The sequence below is a fragment of the Actinomyces sp. oral taxon 849 str. F0330 genome (assembly GCF_000239715.1).
In the GTDB taxonomy this organism is placed as follows: Bacteria; Actinomycetota; Actinomycetes; order Actinomycetales; family Actinomycetaceae; genus Actinomyces; species Actinomyces johnsonii.
The window spans coordinates 83168-99340 of sequence record NZ_JH470358.1; the positions used below are offsets into that span (position 1 = coordinate 83168).

The window sequence follows — 16173 nt, forward strand, 5'->3', positions numbered from 1 at the left end:
GCGGGGGATCTGTCGGGCGGTCGACGGTGGTCGGCGTGCTCATCGACCCCATGGCGCAGGGTGCGCACGCCGAGACCGACCTGGCGGCCCTGGGGGTGTTCGGACAGCGCTACCTGGACCGGATCTACGCGGCCTACCACGAGGTCTCGCCGCTGGCGGCGGACTGGCGGGAGCGGGTGGGCCTCCACTCATGGCACATCATCATGATCCACGCCTTCCTCTTCGGTGGCGGCTACGGCGGAGAGGCCGTCGCCGTGGCCCGCCGGTACCTGTGAGCCGATGCCAGCCGGGACATCGCGCCCATTTTGTCCGCCTGGGACGACTTTGAAACCGACTACGAGAAGAGCCCTCCGCGTTTGTGCAGGTCAGGGCAATTTGCCTGCGCGTCGACCACCGGAGACGACGTCAAAGTCGTCCCTTGTGGACACTTTTCGGGCTGCGAGGCCCCGTAGGCTGGTCGAGTGAGACCTCGACAACGCCAACAGCGCCTGGTGCGCGGGGTTGTGTATGCCCTCGTCCTGTTGGTGGTCATCGGCTTGATCCTGACGATGGCCAGCTCGGCGCTGGCCGCCCCCGCAAACCTGACGACCCCGGCAGGAGCAACAGGACCGGCGCCCTTCAGCTCAGCGGCAGAACCCCCCGCCGTGACGGATTCCGGATCGATGACCTCCTCCGGCACCCCGCACGCCGATCAGTCCTCGCGGCCGGAACCAGTGGTCGTCCTGGGTACCGACAACCTCACCTGGGCGGACATCCAGGCCCGGGCCGCCGACACCGCCGACACCGGCGCCAACGCCGCCGATGTCGGCTCGGCCGCCGCCCATCTTCTGGCCTTCGCCTCCACCAATGAGGCGGTCAACCTGGCCGTGCGCACCCCGGCGGACCGCACCTGCCCCACCGACGGCTGGCTCACTCTGGGCAAGGGCGCCCGAGCGAGCGCCATCGAACCGGCCGCTTCCTGCGCCGGCCCCACCGCCGCCATCCCCAACGATGCCTCCCCCCTCGTGCGGGCACTCGGGCGCGACGTCTCGATCCGGACCGTCGGACCCGGCACTCAGCTCACCACCGGCACCCCCGGGAGCTCACCAGATACCGATGTCTCCTTGGCGCCTTCCCTGCCCGAGGCCCTGTCCTCCGGAGCCGACCTCACCATCATCGACACCGGTCGTGACATCTCCACCGACGCCGAACGGATCACCGCCCTCGACGCGGCCCTGCGCACGGTTCAGGAGCAGGCGCGCCCCGGCACTCGCATCGTCATCGCCTCCGTGGCCGACAACGAGGACCCCGGCCCCCAGATAGCGGTTCTGCCATCGGGAACGACCAGCGCTCGCGGCACCTCCGGCGGGCTCATCGTCGGGACCTCAACACACCAGCCCGGCCTGGCCCAGCTGACGGATCTCGCCCCGACGCTGACGACCGCCCTCACCGGCCACAGCGACCCGGCCTTCGACGGCCAGGCATTGGACCTGCCCGCCAGCGGCAGCACGACCAGCACCACCGACCTCGCCACCGCGCACGACACCGCCCATATCTCCTGGCTCGCCTACGACGCCCTGCACGCCCGCGCCTCTCAGCGGACAGTGATCCCGGCCGGTGTTCTGCTCATGGGGTCGACCGCGGTGCTGCTGGCCTGGGCCGCCGCCGTGCTGCGCGAGACGAGGGCGGAGCGGCGCAAAGTGGTGCGGCGCCGAGTCACCCGGGTGGCCATCTGCCTGAGTGCGCTGCCGACGGCGCTGCTGCTGGTCAACGCCATCCCCTGGTGGAGCGCAGGGGCGCGGGGCGATTCTCCCTCGGCGTGGGTACCGGGCGCCGCTTTTACCATGACCGCGGCGATCGCGATCGGCGTCTTGGCCCTGGCCGCCGGAATCATGACGCCAGTGCACCGGTGGTACACCCGTTCCGCGGCCTCATCGGCTCCCTCCTCCAACGCACGCGCAACCGCACCGCGGCGGGGAGGGACCGCAGATCCCGTCCCCTCCCCGCCCAGCCGGACAACCCTGATGGCACTGCTGGTCGCAGCGGCGATCCCACTGGCCTGGCTGGCGGATGCCGCCGCGGGGGCGCACCTGGCCTTCAACAATCCGCTAGGCATGAACGCAGTGGTGGCGGGCCGTTTCTACGGGGTCTCCAACACGGCCTTCGCGCTGGCGGCCGGGGCGCTCGTCGTCGTCATCGCCGGGGCATGGGACGCCCTGGGCCGTAGCCGCAGCACCGCCCTGGTTCTGACGGGCCTGCTGGGCGGTGCGGCGCTGGTTGTCGACGGCGCCCCCCAGCTGGGGGCGGACGTGGGCGGCGCCCTGACCCTGGTGCCAACGCTGGCCTTCCTCGGTGCGGGCCTGGCGGGTCTGCGTCTGAACTGGCGGCACTGGCTGGTCATCGGGGCGACGACGGTGCTGGTCGTCGGCGGCTTCGCAGTCGTCGACCTCATCCGGCCGGGCGGGCCCACACACCTGGGGCGCTTCGCCCGTCAAGTGGCCGACGGCTCCGCCATCGGCGTGCTGGGACGCAAGGCGTACGCACTGGTCGGTCCCTTCGTGTCGAAGCCGGTCATGGCGGCGGCCCTGGCCTGCACGCTCGCGCTGGTCGTCGTGGCCGTCTGGTGGGGGCGCGGGCAGGTGCGGGCCTGGCACGCCGGCACCAGCCCGTACGCCTGGCTCGCCCCCGCCACCGGTGGAGGCACCACGACGGCGCTGCGGGCGCTGGGGGTTCTGACGGTCGCGTCGGTGCTGGTCAACGACTCCGGCGTCACGATGGCGGGATTCATCTTCGCCGCCGCCGCACCCGCTCTGCTGGCGCTAACACTGAACAGGAGCGATTCGGCCCCGCTGCCCCACGACTCCTCACTCCCGGATCCCGCTCGAGCGCAGTACCGGGGCAACGCTCACGACGACGGTCCGGGGAGCCCCCGGAAGGCGCACACGGCGCGTCAGTCGCCGGCCACCTCCGGCGCATCGGCCTCCGAATCGCCGGCATCGTGAGGGCTCCCGGTCGGATCGACGTCGTCGTCGACCTTGTGGGGTAGCGGCACGGCGCGGTAGGCGAAGAAGTGGTCCTGCTCGGCGGCCGCCTTCTCGAAGACGCCCCGCTGCACCCGGTGGCGGCGCAGCTTCCGCCGGGTCACGGCCCGCAGGACGTCCTTGTACTGGGCAGCCCGGTGCATCGTGCCAGCCCGGTCATTGCCGGTGACGCGATGGGTGATGTCGCAGGGAACCTCGATGACCGAGAGCCCGGCCACCAGCACGTCGATCGTCAGGCCGACTTCGACCCCCCAGCCGTCGGCCAGGGGAACGGCCTTCTCGTAGGCCTCACGGCTCAGACATCGTTGGCCGGACAGCGGTGCCACGGGCGACCACCCGGTGGCGAGCGAGATGGCCCGCCTGGCCGCGCGCACCACCCGTCCGCGCCCGCCGGCCCCGGCCTGCTTGGGCGGGACCGCGATAGACATGTCGGCGACGCCGTCGACGACCGGGGGCACCAGCTCGGCGCAGGAAGCGGCCGAGTCCCCCAGATCGGCATCGATGAACAGCAGCAGTCGGGCGGGCCCGTCGACGTAGTCGCGCATCGCGACTACGGAGGCCCCGGTCTCCATGGCGGAGGCCTTCCCGCGGGAAACGGAGTGGCGGACCGTCACAGCGCCGGCAGCACGAGCGTGGTCCTGAGTTCCGTCGGTCGAGCCGTCGTCGACGACGATGACGAGGTCCACCCGCGGGATGGAGCGGCAGGCCCGAACAGTGGTGGCGATGCGCTCGGCCTCGTCCTTGGCGGGGATGACCACGGCAACGCGCTGGTCGGGGCGCTTGGTGGGACTCACACCACCAGGGTATCCAGACTCGCGGTCTCCGGCAGACTCCTGAGCGCCCCGTTGTCGTTCTCCTTTTTTGTGATGCCCGTCAAATCCACCGATTTGACACGGTTCAGTGCAGGATTTCGCGACTCCCAACGGACCAGGCGCTCACCGACGGCGCTCCGGGAGCATCCCGCCCACTGCCGCGACACGCCGACGCCATCTCGCCGACGCCGGGGAAGCGACCCATGGTCAGGCCTTCCCCAGCGATTTTGTGTCAAACCTTCAGCATGGGACAACGGTCCCCGGAGAAATCGACAAATATTGCAGTAAAGCAACACATTTCCTGATAGAAAGGCTAAGATCACCTGTTTCGGCATGTCACACCCGGTTCTCGTGGCACAGTGAAGCCATGGAGCCCGTCAACGGAGCCGGGTTCCGCTGACGCACCACGCGTCCTTCTGTGTGCCGGGGCGACGCCCCCTGCCGCCCCGGCACGCCTTGGCCCCTCTGTGACCGCGCCGCCGGCGCAGATCTCGTCCATCCATGTTTGCGCAGGCAGCACCGGTTCCCCATCCTCCACCAGACGAGGACCCCGGAGACTTCGCGCGGGCGCCCCGCGGGTCACGGAGGAGGAGACATCCAGGGCCCGGCCGACGAACGACCGGGCCCCTTTTGCATTCTTCGTACAGGTCAGTGCAAGGCGCTTGCAAGGAGATCGAGCCCCACGCTCCCCAGGTCGATACCCCTGTTGTGGAAGGCCCGCAGATCCAGCCGACCGCCCTCGGCACGGGCTTGCTCCTGGGCGCTGCGCCGACCGGCCTGCCAGACCCGCTCGCCCACGGCGTAGGTCAGCGGTTGGGCCGGCCATCCCAGGTGCCGGGAGACCTCGAAGCGCAGGCGCCCCTCGGAGATCACGGTGTGGTGGCGCAGCACGGCGGTCACGGTGGCCCGGTTCCACTCGCGGCTCGCACCGGGCAGGGCCGCGACGTCGTCGGGCACGGGCAGCCGGGAGTGGACGCCCAAGTCCACCAGCACCCGGGCCAGGCGCCAACGGCGCGCCGCCAGACGGCCGAAGCGGTCCTCAGGCGTGGGCATGAGCCCGAGCTCGTCGGCGAGGGACTCTGCGTACAGACCCCAGCCCTCGTCGCAGCCGGCCACTGAGCCGAGATAGCGCTGCCAGGCGGTCAGCCGGGTGCTGGTGGCGTGCGCGCCGACGTGGACGTGGTGCCCGGGAACCGACTCGTGCAGAACCGTGGTCCGCTCCATCCATGGCCACACCAGTCGTTCGCCGTCGGCCAGGGACCTCAGGACCACGCCGGGCCGGCGCTCTCCGCCGGTACCGCGCGGCTCCTCGTAGCGAACGACGCCGGCTCCGGATTCGCCCAGGCGCACCCGGGGGCGGCCCAGACCGTCGGGCGGGTCGAGGACCCGTCCGACGACGGCGTCCCAGGCCTCATCGGCCACCTCCTGCGCCCAGATGGTGTAGTCCTGAGGGCGCAAGGCCTGGGTCGGGTCAGCGCGCAGATGCCGGTTGAGACTGTGGGCGTTGGCGCCGGGACCGAGGATGTCGACGGCGATGGCGTCCTGTTCGGCGATGACCCGGGCCAGCTCCTCGGTTGCCCAGGCGTAGGTCTCCTCGGGATTCACCCGGGTCCCCAGGACCCGGCGCATCCACAGGGCGTGACGCCTACGGCCGACCCCCTCGGCCTGGGGGGCACGTGGGGAGAGCGTGGTGCGCAGGTGCGAGGCGAAGTCCAGGGCGGCGCGGCGGGCGGTGATGTCAGCTTCCTGGAGCTGGACGTGCAGGGTGGCCGGCAGATCCTCGGGCAGGCCCCGAGTGCGGCGGCTGGCGAGATCGCGCGCCTGACCGGCGACGACATCGACCTGACTGAGCGGGGCAATGGCACCGGCCTCGGCGGAGGCGGCCAGGGAGGCGGCCAGTCCCTCCAGGGCGGCGGGCAGCGCCTCCAGGCGGGTGCGGTGCAGGTTCCAGGCGTCCTCCCACTTGGCCTCGGCCTCGGCGAGGTCGGCCTCCTCCGAACCGGCCCGGTCAGGGGCCTCGGGGGGCCGGTGCAGCTGACGGGCGATCTGCTGGAAGGGGGAGGAGAGGAAACCGAGGTTCCCGCCCTCTTCACCGGCGGAGATGAACTGGATGGAGGTCTCCAGACGCTCCAGGAGGTGGCGGCGTAGGAGCTCATCGGAGCCGGTCGAGCGGTCGACGGCGGCCACGCGGTGGCGCAGGGAGCGTTCGGCACTGAGACGCTCAACCAGGCCCGCAGGCGAGTAGTCGGGCAGAATGGCTCCGCCGGGCAGACCGGTACGGGCGGCCGCCTCGGGGTCGTGGGCGCACAGGAGCATGGCGTACTCGTCAGCGAGGTCGCGCAGGACCACACCGGCAGCGGCGGTCTCCGAGGGGGAGCGGACGGAGGAGCGGGCAGTGGCCTGGGCAGAGGTGTGAGCGGTGGGGGCGGTGGAAGCAGCCGCATCCACCTCGTGCACGCTCAGGGGAGCGCCAGCCGTGCTGACGGGGTGCCAGGTTCCGGAGCTCGGATGCTGCGGGTAGACCGGTGGCCGCTCGGGCGGCCCGGTACTGACCGGGCTGGTGGTGGGCGCAGGAGCGGCGTCCGCGCCGCCGGTCCGAGCACCCTGCTCGTGAAGGTCGGAGAGTGGCGCGGTGGCACCTGGTTGAGAGCGGTTCGCGGGATCAGTGGTCATGACAACAGGCCTTTCGCTTCACTCGCCGCATGGCGGGCGGGCCCGGCGGCGACGCTGCCGTCCCCCTAGGGTGCCAGGAACTGGAACAAAGATCCATAGGCGTCATGGTTACGACAGCGAACGAAATCGAATAAGTCAAGTGGACTCCCTGCCGCCCGGGCGGCAGGGACTGGGAACTAGCGGATAGCAGGACCCCGACTGATGAGACTCAACGACGAGCCGGAGCAAGGTCCCTCGGCGGCGGGCTCAGGAACCCGTGGTCCCCCTCGCCCCTCCGACCGACACGGACGCCCGAGGGCGTCAGCGGATGATCAGCGAATAGTCAGTGGATAGTCACTGAATGGCGGTCGACGGGCATCGATGGCGCCGGCTGGACGGACCGACAGGAGCGCAGGAGGCTGACGCGCATCGGCATCGACCGCGGTGCGGAGCCGCAAGCGGTACGGGTCATCAGCGCTCCTTTCATGCCGGACGAGCCGGGACTTGTCGACGCAAGGCGTTCGTCGTGCTGTGATGGACTTGAGATGATTCAAGGCCTCCTCGGCAGGAGTGTCAAGACCCCCGCCCAGAGGTTCACCCGTACCGATATTCCCGCAGGTCAGAGGCATTCTCAACGGCTGCCCAATGTCGTTGCGATAGCACCGTTGGTAACGTTAACAAGGAGGTCATCAAGCCATCTTCGCACCAGCCCCTCCAACCTCGGATCGACCACATAGTGGTCACTCTCGGTTGACAGCGACGACGGAGCGCACCAGTCCCGTCACAGAGCCGCTTGACATATAGGTAAATTGAGTTAACCTACTTGGTGTGAAGATAGACCGGCGCAGCACGGACACCCGTCAACGACTCATCGACACCACCCTGGACCTCATCGATGTCCACGGATGGAGCGAAGTGACGCTGGGCGGCGTGGCCCACGCCTGCGGGGTGACCACGCCCGCCTGCTACAAGCACTTCCCGTCCAAGACGAGCCTCTTTGAGGCCGCGGCGCGCCAGCTGTCCACCTCGCTGGGCGAGCGCGCAGGTGCCCTGATCCGGGAGGACCCGATCGAGTCGCTCGTCGGCATCGGGTCACTCCTGGTAGATCTGGCCGCCGAGCACCCCCGGCTCTTCGAGTTCAATCAGGTCAGTCCCGCGGCCATCGCCGCGCTCGACCGGTTGGACGAGCACCCGCTGCTGGCACTGACCCGCGGCGAGGTGGAGCGCCTGGCTGCGCATCGGGGAACCGATCCGGAACCGCTTCACCTCCTGGTGTGGTCCTGCCTGCAGGGCTACACCCAGCTCATCGCCGTCGGCGCCACCACCGCCGACGCCACCTTCATCCGCGCAGCCCTGCGCGCCATCGTCACGATTGGAGACAGCTGATGACCACCAAGAATACTTCCAAGAAGACGGGCGAGCGCACCCTCATCGTCTACGCCCACCCCTACGACGGCTCCTTCAACCACGCCGTGCTCGAGGCCGCCACCTCCGCCCTGGACAAGGCGAACCGGCCCTACAACGTCATCGACCTCTACGCCGATGGTTTCGACCCGCGCTACACCGCCGAGGAGCTGGCCCTGTTCAGCGAAGGCGGCACGCTGGACCCGCTGGTGAGCCATTACCAGAAGCTCATCGAGGGCGCCTCGCGCATTATCTTCATCTGCCCGATCTGGTGGAGCGACGTACCCGCCATCGTCAAGGGCTTTGTCGACAAGGTCATGAAGCAGACCTGGGCCTATCACGCGACAGCCTCCGGGGTGAAGGGCCACCTCACCCACATCCAGCAGGTCCTGGTGCTCACCACCTCGACCTCCCCCACCTGGTACCTGCGCCGGTTCTGCGGCAACTACGTCGGCTCGGTGTTCCTGGGCGCCGCCATCAAGCAGCTAGGCATGCGTGGACGGTCGTGGGTCAACTTCGGCACGGTGGGCAAGGCCAGCCGAGGCCAGCACAAGAAGCACCTCAAGCGCGTCGCCCGCCTCGTAGCGAAGTGACGTCATGAGCCCCACCGCAAGCATCGCCGCAGAGCGACAAGCCGACCTGAACTCGGGACGAGACGAGTCCCGAACACTGGCCGAGATCCTGGCCATCACCCACTCCGCACTTCTGACGCAGGTAGTGCCAGATGCACCAGAGGATCTGGTTGAAGCGGCCAAGTATGCCGACTCGCTCGGCGTCCTGGCTCGTATGCAGATCATGGGAGAAGCGCTGTATATGCACCTCGGTCGGTCCGCCTGTCTGGATCTCGCTGACCACCCGGCCGACACAGTCCGGGGCTGGGCAGTCTTCGCCCTGGTCTCGCAAGAGAAGGACGCCGACGTCGAAACGCTGTTAGCCCTGGCAAGGCCAGCCGCGGATGACCCGCACTTCGGAGTGCGCGAATGGTCATGGATGGCAGTGCGTCCGCACTTGGTGCCCCAGCTCGACGAGGCGATCCGCGCGCTGCGGCAATGGTCCTCAGAACCTTCGGAGCGCATTCGGCGCTTTACCAGCGAGGTGCTACGTCCACATGGTGTGTGGGCACGGCACATCCCCGTACTCAAGAAGGAACCTGAGCGGGGCCTGCCATACTTGAACCATTGCGTGCTGACTCCTCCCGCTACGTGCAGGATTCAGTGGCGAACTGGGTCAACGACGCCTCCAAGACACAGCCCGCCTGGGCCGTTGAGCTCTGCAGGCGATGGCAGAAGGAGTCACCCACCCCAGCCACTGAACGGATTATCAAGCGAGCACTGCGCTCGATCAGGCGGTGATCTCCTGGCCGGCCAGATGGTCGTCAGTCCCGGCCAGGTCTGCCCTCCCAATAGTCACACATAAGACTGACGGGGGCATTCCGCGCGGCCGGGGACATGCGGCGCCGTCGGGGACAGGATTCTGTCCCCGCACACGCAAGACGTCCCCGACCGCGAGGGAAAGCCCCTCCCCGCCAGGCCGACGTCGGAGGTACGGCATACTTCGGTCGTGCCCGATACCGCGCGTCTTCCCTTGAGTCGGTGGCGCCTGCTTCCCCGCCGCCTGATCCAGTTCGCCCTCCTGGAACTGGCCTGCTGCGCTTTCGCGATCGCCATCTTCGTCGGGCTCGCGGCAAGCGCCCTGATCTGGAACTACACGAATCCGCCGATCGCCCGCTACGACGCCCTCCTGATCTACGTCGTCGTCGTGCAGATCGCCTTCGTCGCCCTGAAGCAGGAGACCTGGCGAGAGCTCGGCGTCATCTGCGCCTTCCACCTCATCGGGCTGGCGCTGGAGGTCTTCAAGGTCCACACCGGCTCCTGGGCCTATCCGGATGCGGGGGCGGTGCGCATCGGTGGGGTGCCGGTCTTCTCCGGATTCATGTACGCCTCCGTCGGCTCCTACATCTGTCAGGCCTTCCGGCGCCTCGACCTGCACGTGGGCGGCTTTCGGTGGTGGCCGGTGAGCCTGCTGGCCGTGGCCGCCTACCTCAACTTCTTCACCCATCACGTCATCATCGACCTGCGCTGGGTCATCGCCGCCGGTTTCCTCATCGCCCTGTGGGGAAGCGCCGTCCACTTCACTGTCGGCGGGGACCGCTACTGGATGCCGACGACGGTGGCCTTCATCCTCATCGGGGGATTCCTCTGGCTGGCGGAGAACCTGGCGACGGCGCTGAGCGCCTGGCGCTACCCCGACCAGGCCGAGGGCTGGCACCTGGTGCATGCCGGCAAGTTCGGCAGCTGGGCGCTGCTCATCTCGCTCAGCTTCGTGCTCGTCGCCGCCGTCAAGGCGAAGGAGGGCACTCTCTACGGGCGCGGGCTGCCGCGCGTGACGCGCCGGCGCCTGCGCATCGCCGAGACCTGAGTCGCCCGACCCGCGCCCCGGCCCCGCACTTGCGAACACTGTCGAGCCGGGCATATTTCGCGGCGCCCAACAGAATTCCTGTTGGTCTGGGCGAAATATGCCCGGCTCGACGAGAGGAGAGGAGGGAAAGGGCTCAGAGATTGACCTGGCGGGAGATGATGCCGGCCTTGGCGCGGCGGTCCTCGGGACTCAGAGGGTTCTCATCCGCCAGTGCGGCGTCGAGGCGCTCGCCCATGGCCTGCAGCGGCTTGGTGAGCTCCTCGGCCTCCGTACCGGGCACGAGCTCCCACACGGGGATGGCCAGGCCATTGGCCCTGAAGGCGCCGACGAAGCGCGCACCTTCCTCCAGGTCGGACTGGCGCGCGGAGTGGATGCGGGCGAAGGCGTTGAAGAACTCGTCCTCGTCCTCCCCGCGCACCCAACGCACGAACTCCTTGGCGCCCAGGCGGCACCAGTAGGCGTGCTCGACGCCGGGCACGGGGCGGGTCGGGGCGATCTCATCCTTGGCGCGCTCGATGGCCTCCTCAATGGCCTGGCGGGACTGCGCGTCACCGGCGCCGACCCGAGGATCGACCCAGAAGTCGAAGGTCTCGCGCACGGAGATGACCGGCGGCTCGGCGGTGTCGAGGATGTCCTGGAGGCGAGGACCGGGTTCGGGCAGGCTATCGGCGCGCAACGCCTGGCCCTCGGGCAGGTCGATGGCGGCCAGGACGGCGGCGGCGACGTCGCGAGAGGCGTCCCCGGAGTGCATAGAGGTCTGCATGGCCACCAGGACCTCGCCGTCGGCGCGCTTGATCCCCTGGACGAACTCGGGCAGGAGCGTAACGAGCTGGACCTGCCCGCCGCCGTACTCCTTGGTCAGACGCACCGTGGCCGTGGCGGCCGGGATGATCTGGGCCATCGCCACCAGGTCCTCCTCGGCCGGGAGACCGGCAAAGGGGCGGGCGACGAACTCAATACTCTGCTTGCGGGGCTTGGCCGACTTGCCGGCCGGACGGCGCCCGTGGCGCTTCTTCTTCGACATGGCCGTCAGCCTACCGGGCGGCTCGCGCCCCTCCCAGGCCGATATCGGTCCGTCGGCGCCCCATGACGCGCTTCACGGCCGACGACGATCACCGACCCCGTTCCGTACCTCGGTCGTCAACCGGCGCACTGACGTGGACCGGCTCAGAAGCTCGAGGAGGAGCCGGACCCGGAGAAGCCGCCGCCACCGCTGTAGCCGCCGGAGAAGCCGCCTCCCGAAAAGCTGGAGCCGGAGCCGGAGCTGCTCGGCGGGGTGTAGGAGGAGGCCGAGCTGTAGCCCACTACCAGGTCGGAGATCGGGGTGAAGGAGCTGTAGGACCCGCCGGCACCAGCACCCGAGCTGGACGAGCCGATGGCGGAGATGGCCGGCGAGGAGGGGTTGAGGCGGATCGTCGAGTGCGGGTTGTAGCTGCCGTGCCCGCCGCCCAGGTACCAATAGCCGGCATAGGCGGCTTCCTTGGACGAGCGCGAATCGTAGCGCCGACGGCGCTCGTCGGCGTAGCTGGAGGTGTCGGCATCGATGGCCTCGCGTGCGAGCCGGGCGGCCTTCGTCTTCGTTTCACTGGCGATCTCGTCGAGCTCGTCGAGCACGGCCGAAGGCTGGAGCGAACCGTCCTCCAGACTGGAGGTCATGTCGTCCAGGCGCTGCTTGCGAGAGCGGACCCACTCCCGCTCCTCCTTGGTGTGCTCGGCGATCGAACCGCTCTCGGCGGCGTCGGAGCTGTCGATCTCGTGGCACAGCCGCCGCAGCGACTGCAGGTCCTCCAGGACCGGGCCCTGCTCATTGGCCCAGACTCGGTCCCAGCCCGGCGACCGGCCCAGGAAGGTCGCAGTGTTGGCGATGACGTCGTCGAGGGAGTCCAGGAGCGCCGAGCGCTTCTCCAGCTCGGTGGCCCGCCTGAGCACCGACATCCCGAACCACTGGGCGCGGTAGGGGCTGCCGAAGTCCTGCCAGGAGCGGGTGACCTTCTCATACTCGCTGCGGAACCAGCGGTAGCGGGCCATGACCTGGGCCCCGTGCGGCTCGTCCTCGGGGATCGTGCCGGCCAGGAGCTCGGTGGTCTCGTAGTCGTGGGTGACCTGCGAGTAGTGGCGCAGCGCCTCGTGCGCCCGACTTCGCGCCGTGAAGCCGCGCCACAGGTAGTACAAGAGCCAGACGAGTCCTATGCATGCCCAGATCAGGGGCAGAACGTAGGTCGTGGCCTCATCACCACCGCCGGGCCGGCCGATGACGTCGGCGGTCTTGGTCGCCATGGAGACGGTGCCCCCGTACCAGTCGGCCTGCCGGTACTGGTTCTTGGCGGCATCCTGGATGGCGGCCTGCTGTTTCAGGGGGACCGCGACGTCCTCACCGAAGTAGCAGCCCACCTTGCGCGCCTCTGGGGCGACCGCCAGGATCACCAGGCCGTCGCTCCAATAGTTGGGGTTCGACGTCGAGATCCACGGGACGTCGGTGTCGCTCGCGTGCGAGCGGGCGTACTCCAGCACCGCATCGTTGAGGTTGTCGACATCCCAGCCCGGGACCGTGAGTACAGCGACGTGGACGTTGTCCCGGAACCGCATCGCCTGGATCTCCTCGATCAACGGCTCGGTCTGGAGCACCCCGGCCTCGTCGTGAACTTCCACGGTGGGGTGGTGGCTGCCGCCGAAGGGCCAGATAACCATGATCGGCAGTACGGCGATGAGAGCCAAGCTCACCACGATATTGGCGGTGAAGGCGGCCACCGACCGGGCTCCGCCCAGGCGGGCAATGCGGGACTGTTCCATCTTCACTCCTCCTTACTTATCTTCCAGTGGATTTGGAGTCTTGACAGCGGTGGGGCACCGGCAGGCCGACGGGCTCGTAGAGGCGGGCGAGGTAGGCGATGTCCTGTGCCGACCGATTCGGACACTGGACGATGGTCTGGCCCCGGAGCGGCCATGGCCGCAACGACCGCTCAAGGAGTCGAAGCTGTTCGATGGACTGCGGGAGGATGAGAGCGGCGGTTGCCGCGGACCTCAGTACCCGGGGAAGGTTCCGTCCCCGAGGAAGCCCGCGCGGACTTGCGCATACGGCCGGGTACTGGCGTGGAGTGCGGAGTTGCCGCCGGACAGCTGCCAGTGCTCGTCGTGCCTCCCGGACCCGACGATGCCCGGCGAACCGTGGGCGGCCGACCGAGGCGGCATCCCGGCACCGGAGCCCCCGAGGGGCCGACCGGCACCGGTCACGCGGAGTGCCAGGCTGCTCCCCGCCCGGCGAACATCGGCCGCTATCCAGGCAAGCTCGTCGAGCGCCGCCGAGGGCTGCAGCTGGCCGGCTGCCAGCTCGGTGGTCATCTCGGTCAGACGCTGATGATGGGCCCGGACCTGTTCCCGCGCTTCCACCGTGCCACCGGGCGTGAATGCTTGGGAATCGATCTGCTGGCACAGGACCAGGAGCAAGTTGAGATCATGAAGAACCGGTTGCTGCTCCTCGCGCCAGAGCCTCTCCCAGTTGGAGGACAGGCTCAGGAATGCGGCGTTGCCGGCGATGATGTCGTCGGTCGAGTCCAGTGCGGCCGAGCGCCGTTCGATCTCGGAGACCCGCTGGAACACTCCCGGTTCGAACCACTGGGCGCCCCGGGGACTGCCGAGGTCCTGCCACGTCCGGGTCAGGCTCTCGTACTCGTCGCGGAACCAGCGGTAGTGGGCCATGACGCGGGCGCCGCGGGTCTCGCCTTCAGGGATGAGGCGGGCATGGAGCTCGGTGGCCTCGTAGTCGTAGGTGACCCGCGCGTAGTGCCGCAGCGCCTGCTCGAGCATGCGCCGTGCGGAGAAGCCGCGCCACAGGTAGTAGCCGATACCGCCAGCACCGACAATGGCCAGCAGCATCGAGACGGGTAGGAGGCCAGGCACCCAGGCCGCCGCAGCCACTGGTGAGAACGAGGCCACAAGACCACCGGTCATGACGGCCGCGAAGGCCAGCAGCGAACGGATTCCTCCGAGACGAACCGCGAGGGGCAGGCGCATGGGCGGCATCTTCTTCCTCTCATGAAGCCTCGAAGCGGAATCCTGGTCGGCTGGTGGCTCTGCGGCCACCTGCCGTGCCTCATCCTTACCCGCGGTCACGCCGCCTGCCATGGGGAGAGCAACACGGGGGGCGTCCCCCGAATCAGGAGACGCCCCGCACCATCCAATGGCTCTCAGGACCGGACGGCAACGGCCTCGATTTCAACGCCGGCACCCAACGGCAGGGCGGCGACGCCGAAGGCCGCCCTGGCCGGGAGGGTCCCGCCGGTGAAGTAACGGGCGTAGACCTCGTTGACGGCGGCGAAATCGGCGATGTCGGCGAGCAGGACCGTGGTCTTGACGACGTCGTCGTACCCGAGTCCGGCCTCGGCCAGGATGGCCCCCACATTCTTGAGGACCTGTTCGGCCTGAGCCTGGATGTCGCCCTCGACGAGGGAGCCGGTGGCCGGGTCGAGCGGAACCTGGCCGGAGACGAAGACGAGCGAGCCGACCTCCTGTCCGGTCGAGACGCCCTGGGAGTAGGGGCCGACGGCGGCGGGGGCGCTGGCGGTGGCGATACGGCTGACGGTCATGGTTCCTCGTTCCTCCTGGACATCGGGGTGCGTTCGCGTTCCTGACGGACGGTGCAGCAGAACAGCTGCGCGACGCCCGGGCCAGACTACCCATGTCCCCCGCGCCACCTGCTCCCTAGACTCGGAGGCAGCCGGCCACCTTCGAGCCGACGCATCCCTACTGCTCCCATGTTTGAAGGACCGCCGTGAAACTGCCCAGTATCCCCTCGCGAGATGACCTGACCGCCCAGGCCCGCAACCTCGCCGGACAGGCAGCCTCCGGCGCCGCGAAGGCGGCCGACACGGTGTCTCGGGCAGCGGTCGACACGGGCCGGGCGGCCGCCCGCACGGCAGCTCAGACCTCCCAGCGTCTCGGTGTCGACCAGCTTCCGGGTCTGTCCACTTTGTCCCAGCTGGCGCAGGATGACGGAGCCTCGGGCGACGCCGACGCCGACGCCGGGCCGCGGATCACGGGCACCCCCTTCGCCCGGACCCTCGCCACCGCCTTCGCCGCCCAGCCTCACACGCGCAGTGCGACAACGATCTTTTTCGGTTCGGACATCCTACGCACGGGCCCTCAGGTCATCACTACCTACCGAACACGCAAGCAGCTCAAGAACAACGGATTCGCACCAGAAGCCCTGAACGCCAACGGCCTACCCGAGCTCGACGTCACCGAGCTCATCCACGTGCACGGCCGTCGCATCCCCGGCATCAAGCGCAGCCTCTCCTTACCCTTCATCAAGCACGATGTCCGCAGAACTTTTGACACGGCCTTGGCCGTCGGTTCACTGCATTGGATCACCGTCTCGGAGCAAGAGCAGGCCCGGGGCGCTATGGGGTGGACGCGCCTGTGCGTGGACACCGATCAGAGCCAGCAAGTATCCGCGGGGGGCCATCACCTCGATGTCGTCATCGCGTCAGTGAGCCAGGACCCCAGTGAATACGCCAGCGACATGGCCAGCCTCCTGCCGCAGGGTATACCGGCCGAGGCCTGGCAGGCCCTAACCGCCGATCCGGCCCGCCAGGCAGTGCGCCTGCACCTGCTGGAACAGGACCGTGTCGCGGTGGATACCGGCGCGAACACCTACACGCTGTTCCACGGCGTGCCCCATCCAATGCTCGGCTCACTGCTCCTCATGGGCAACCGAGTGAGGCGGGCTGAGCTGTGGCTGACGGACCGACACAACACCACGATCATGAGCTTTATCGAAGAGATCGCGGACTTCAACGCCTGACGCCGGCGCAGCACCCGCCACCGCAGGTCTCATCCCGCCACCCGGGACCTACGGCACTTCCCCACCT

At 68.8% G+C, this 16173-nt stretch carries 12 protein-coding genes; 6 read left to right on the forward strand and 6 right to left on the reverse strand.

The genetic code is table 11. The features are described 5' to 3' along the window. A partial coding sequence (locus tag HMPREF0975_RS16315) for a fructosamine kinase family protein (protein WP_009234556.1) occupies positions 1–275 on the forward strand: 275 nt, incomplete at its 5' end. A gap of 186 nt (positions 276–461) precedes the next feature. After that, on the forward strand, positions 462–2981 hold the full coding sequence (locus tag HMPREF0975_RS12515; RefSeq protein WP_198009182.1) for a hypothetical protein: 2520 nt from the start codon (positions 462–464) through the stop codon (positions 2979–2981). On the opposite strand, the gene HMPREF0975_RS12520 is transcribed toward HMPREF0975_RS12515, so the two are convergent. After that, complete coding sequence (locus tag HMPREF0975_RS12520) at positions 2930–3814, reverse strand: glycosyltransferase family 2 protein (RefSeq protein ID WP_009234558.1); 885 nt, start codon at positions 3812–3814, stop codon at positions 2930–2932. The two genes, HMPREF0975_RS12515 and HMPREF0975_RS12520, sit on opposite strands and share 52 nt — an antisense overlap. A 666-nt stretch (positions 3815–4480) precedes the next feature. After that, entirely contained in the window at positions 4481–6505 is a 2025-nt protein-coding gene (locus HMPREF0975_RS12525; protein WP_009234559.1) for a DUF885 family protein, read from the reverse strand. An 807-nt stretch (positions 6506–7312) separates the two neighbouring features. Between HMPREF0975_RS12525 and HMPREF0975_RS12530 the strand changes: the two genes are divergently transcribed. The 3 genes from HMPREF0975_RS12530 to HMPREF0975_RS12545 all read left to right on the forward strand — a co-directional run bounded on the left by HMPREF0975_RS12530 (position 7313) and on the right by HMPREF0975_RS12545 (position 10306). Then, positions 7313–7870 (forward strand): TetR/AcrR family transcriptional regulator, encoded by a 558-nt coding sequence (locus HMPREF0975_RS12530; protein ID WP_009234560.1) that lies wholly within the window; start codon positions 7313–7315, stop codon positions 7868–7870. Further along, positions 7870–8481, forward strand: a complete 612-nt coding sequence (locus HMPREF0975_RS12535; protein ID WP_009234561.1) for an NAD(P)H-dependent oxidoreductase — start codon at positions 7870–7872, stop codon at positions 8479–8481. The genes HMPREF0975_RS12530 and HMPREF0975_RS12535 overlap by 1 nt, the downstream gene beginning before the upstream one ends. Before the next feature lie 967 nt (positions 8482–9448). Continuing rightward, complete coding sequence (locus HMPREF0975_RS12545; RefSeq protein WP_009234563.1) at positions 9449–10306, forward strand: DUF817 domain-containing protein; 858 nt, start codon at positions 9449–9451, stop codon at positions 10304–10306. A 133-nt stretch (positions 10307–10439) separates the two neighbouring features. On the opposite strand, the gene HMPREF0975_RS12550 is transcribed toward HMPREF0975_RS12545, so the two are convergent. The 4 genes from HMPREF0975_RS12550 to HMPREF0975_RS12565 all read right to left on the reverse strand — a co-directional run bounded on the left by HMPREF0975_RS12550 (position 10440) and on the right by HMPREF0975_RS12565 (position 14889). Beyond that, the gene (locus HMPREF0975_RS12550) at positions 10440–11330 is read right to left on the reverse strand and encodes a DUF5926 family protein (RefSeq protein ID WP_009234564.1); all 891 of its coding nucleotides are present in this window, start codon (positions 11328–11330) and stop codon (positions 10440–10442) included. Between the two features lie 143 nt (positions 11331–11473). Then, positions 11474–13096 (reverse strand): DUF5129 domain-containing protein, encoded by a 1623-nt coding sequence (locus tag HMPREF0975_RS12555; protein ID WP_009234565.1) that lies wholly within the window; start codon positions 13094–13096, stop codon positions 11474–11476. Positions 13097–13327: 231 nt separating this feature from the next. Beyond that, positions 13328–14326, reverse strand: coding sequence for a DUF5129 domain-containing protein (locus HMPREF0975_RS12560; RefSeq protein ID WP_009234566.1), 999 nt, complete (start codon positions 14324–14326; stop codon positions 13328–13330). A 164-nt stretch (positions 14327–14490) separates the two neighbouring features. Further along, entirely contained in the window at positions 14491–14889 is a 399-nt protein-coding gene (locus HMPREF0975_RS12565; protein WP_009234567.1) for a RidA family protein, read from the reverse strand. A gap of 185 nt (positions 14890–15074) precedes the next feature. On the opposite strand from HMPREF0975_RS12565, the gene HMPREF0975_RS12570 reads away from it, so the two are divergent. Continuing rightward, positions 15075–16106 (forward strand): hypothetical protein, encoded by a 1032-nt coding sequence (locus tag HMPREF0975_RS12570; RefSeq protein ID WP_009234568.1) that lies wholly within the window; start codon positions 15075–15077, stop codon positions 16104–16106. Positions 16107–16173: the final 67 nt, after the last annotated feature.

Excerpts from the sequence above, each read along its gene's own strand:
- HMPREF0975_RS12560 (WP_009234566.1), bottom strand. The coding sequence starts at position 14,326 with ATGCCGCCCATGCGCCTGCCCCTCGCGGTTCGTCTCGGAGGAATCCGT.
- HMPREF0975_RS12535 (WP_009234561.1), top strand. The coding sequence starts at position 7,870 with ATGACCACCAAGAATACTTCCAAGAAGACGGGCGAGCGCACCCTCATC.
- HMPREF0975_RS12555 (WP_009234565.1), bottom strand. The coding sequence starts at position 13,096 with ATGGAACAGTCCCGCATTGCCCGCCTGGGCGGAGCCCGGTCGGTGGCC.
- HMPREF0975_RS12565 (WP_009234567.1), bottom strand. The coding sequence starts at position 14,889 with ATGACCGTCAGCCGTATCGCCACCGCCAGCGCCCCCGCCGCCGTCGGC.
- HMPREF0975_RS12525 (WP_009234559.1), bottom strand. The coding sequence starts at position 6,505 with ATGACCACTGATCCCGCGAACCGCTCTCAACCAGGTGCCACCGCGCCA.
- HMPREF0975_RS12550 (WP_009234564.1), bottom strand. The coding sequence starts at position 11,330 with ATGTCGAAGAAGAAGCGCCACGGGCGCCGTCCGGCCGGCAAGTCGGCC.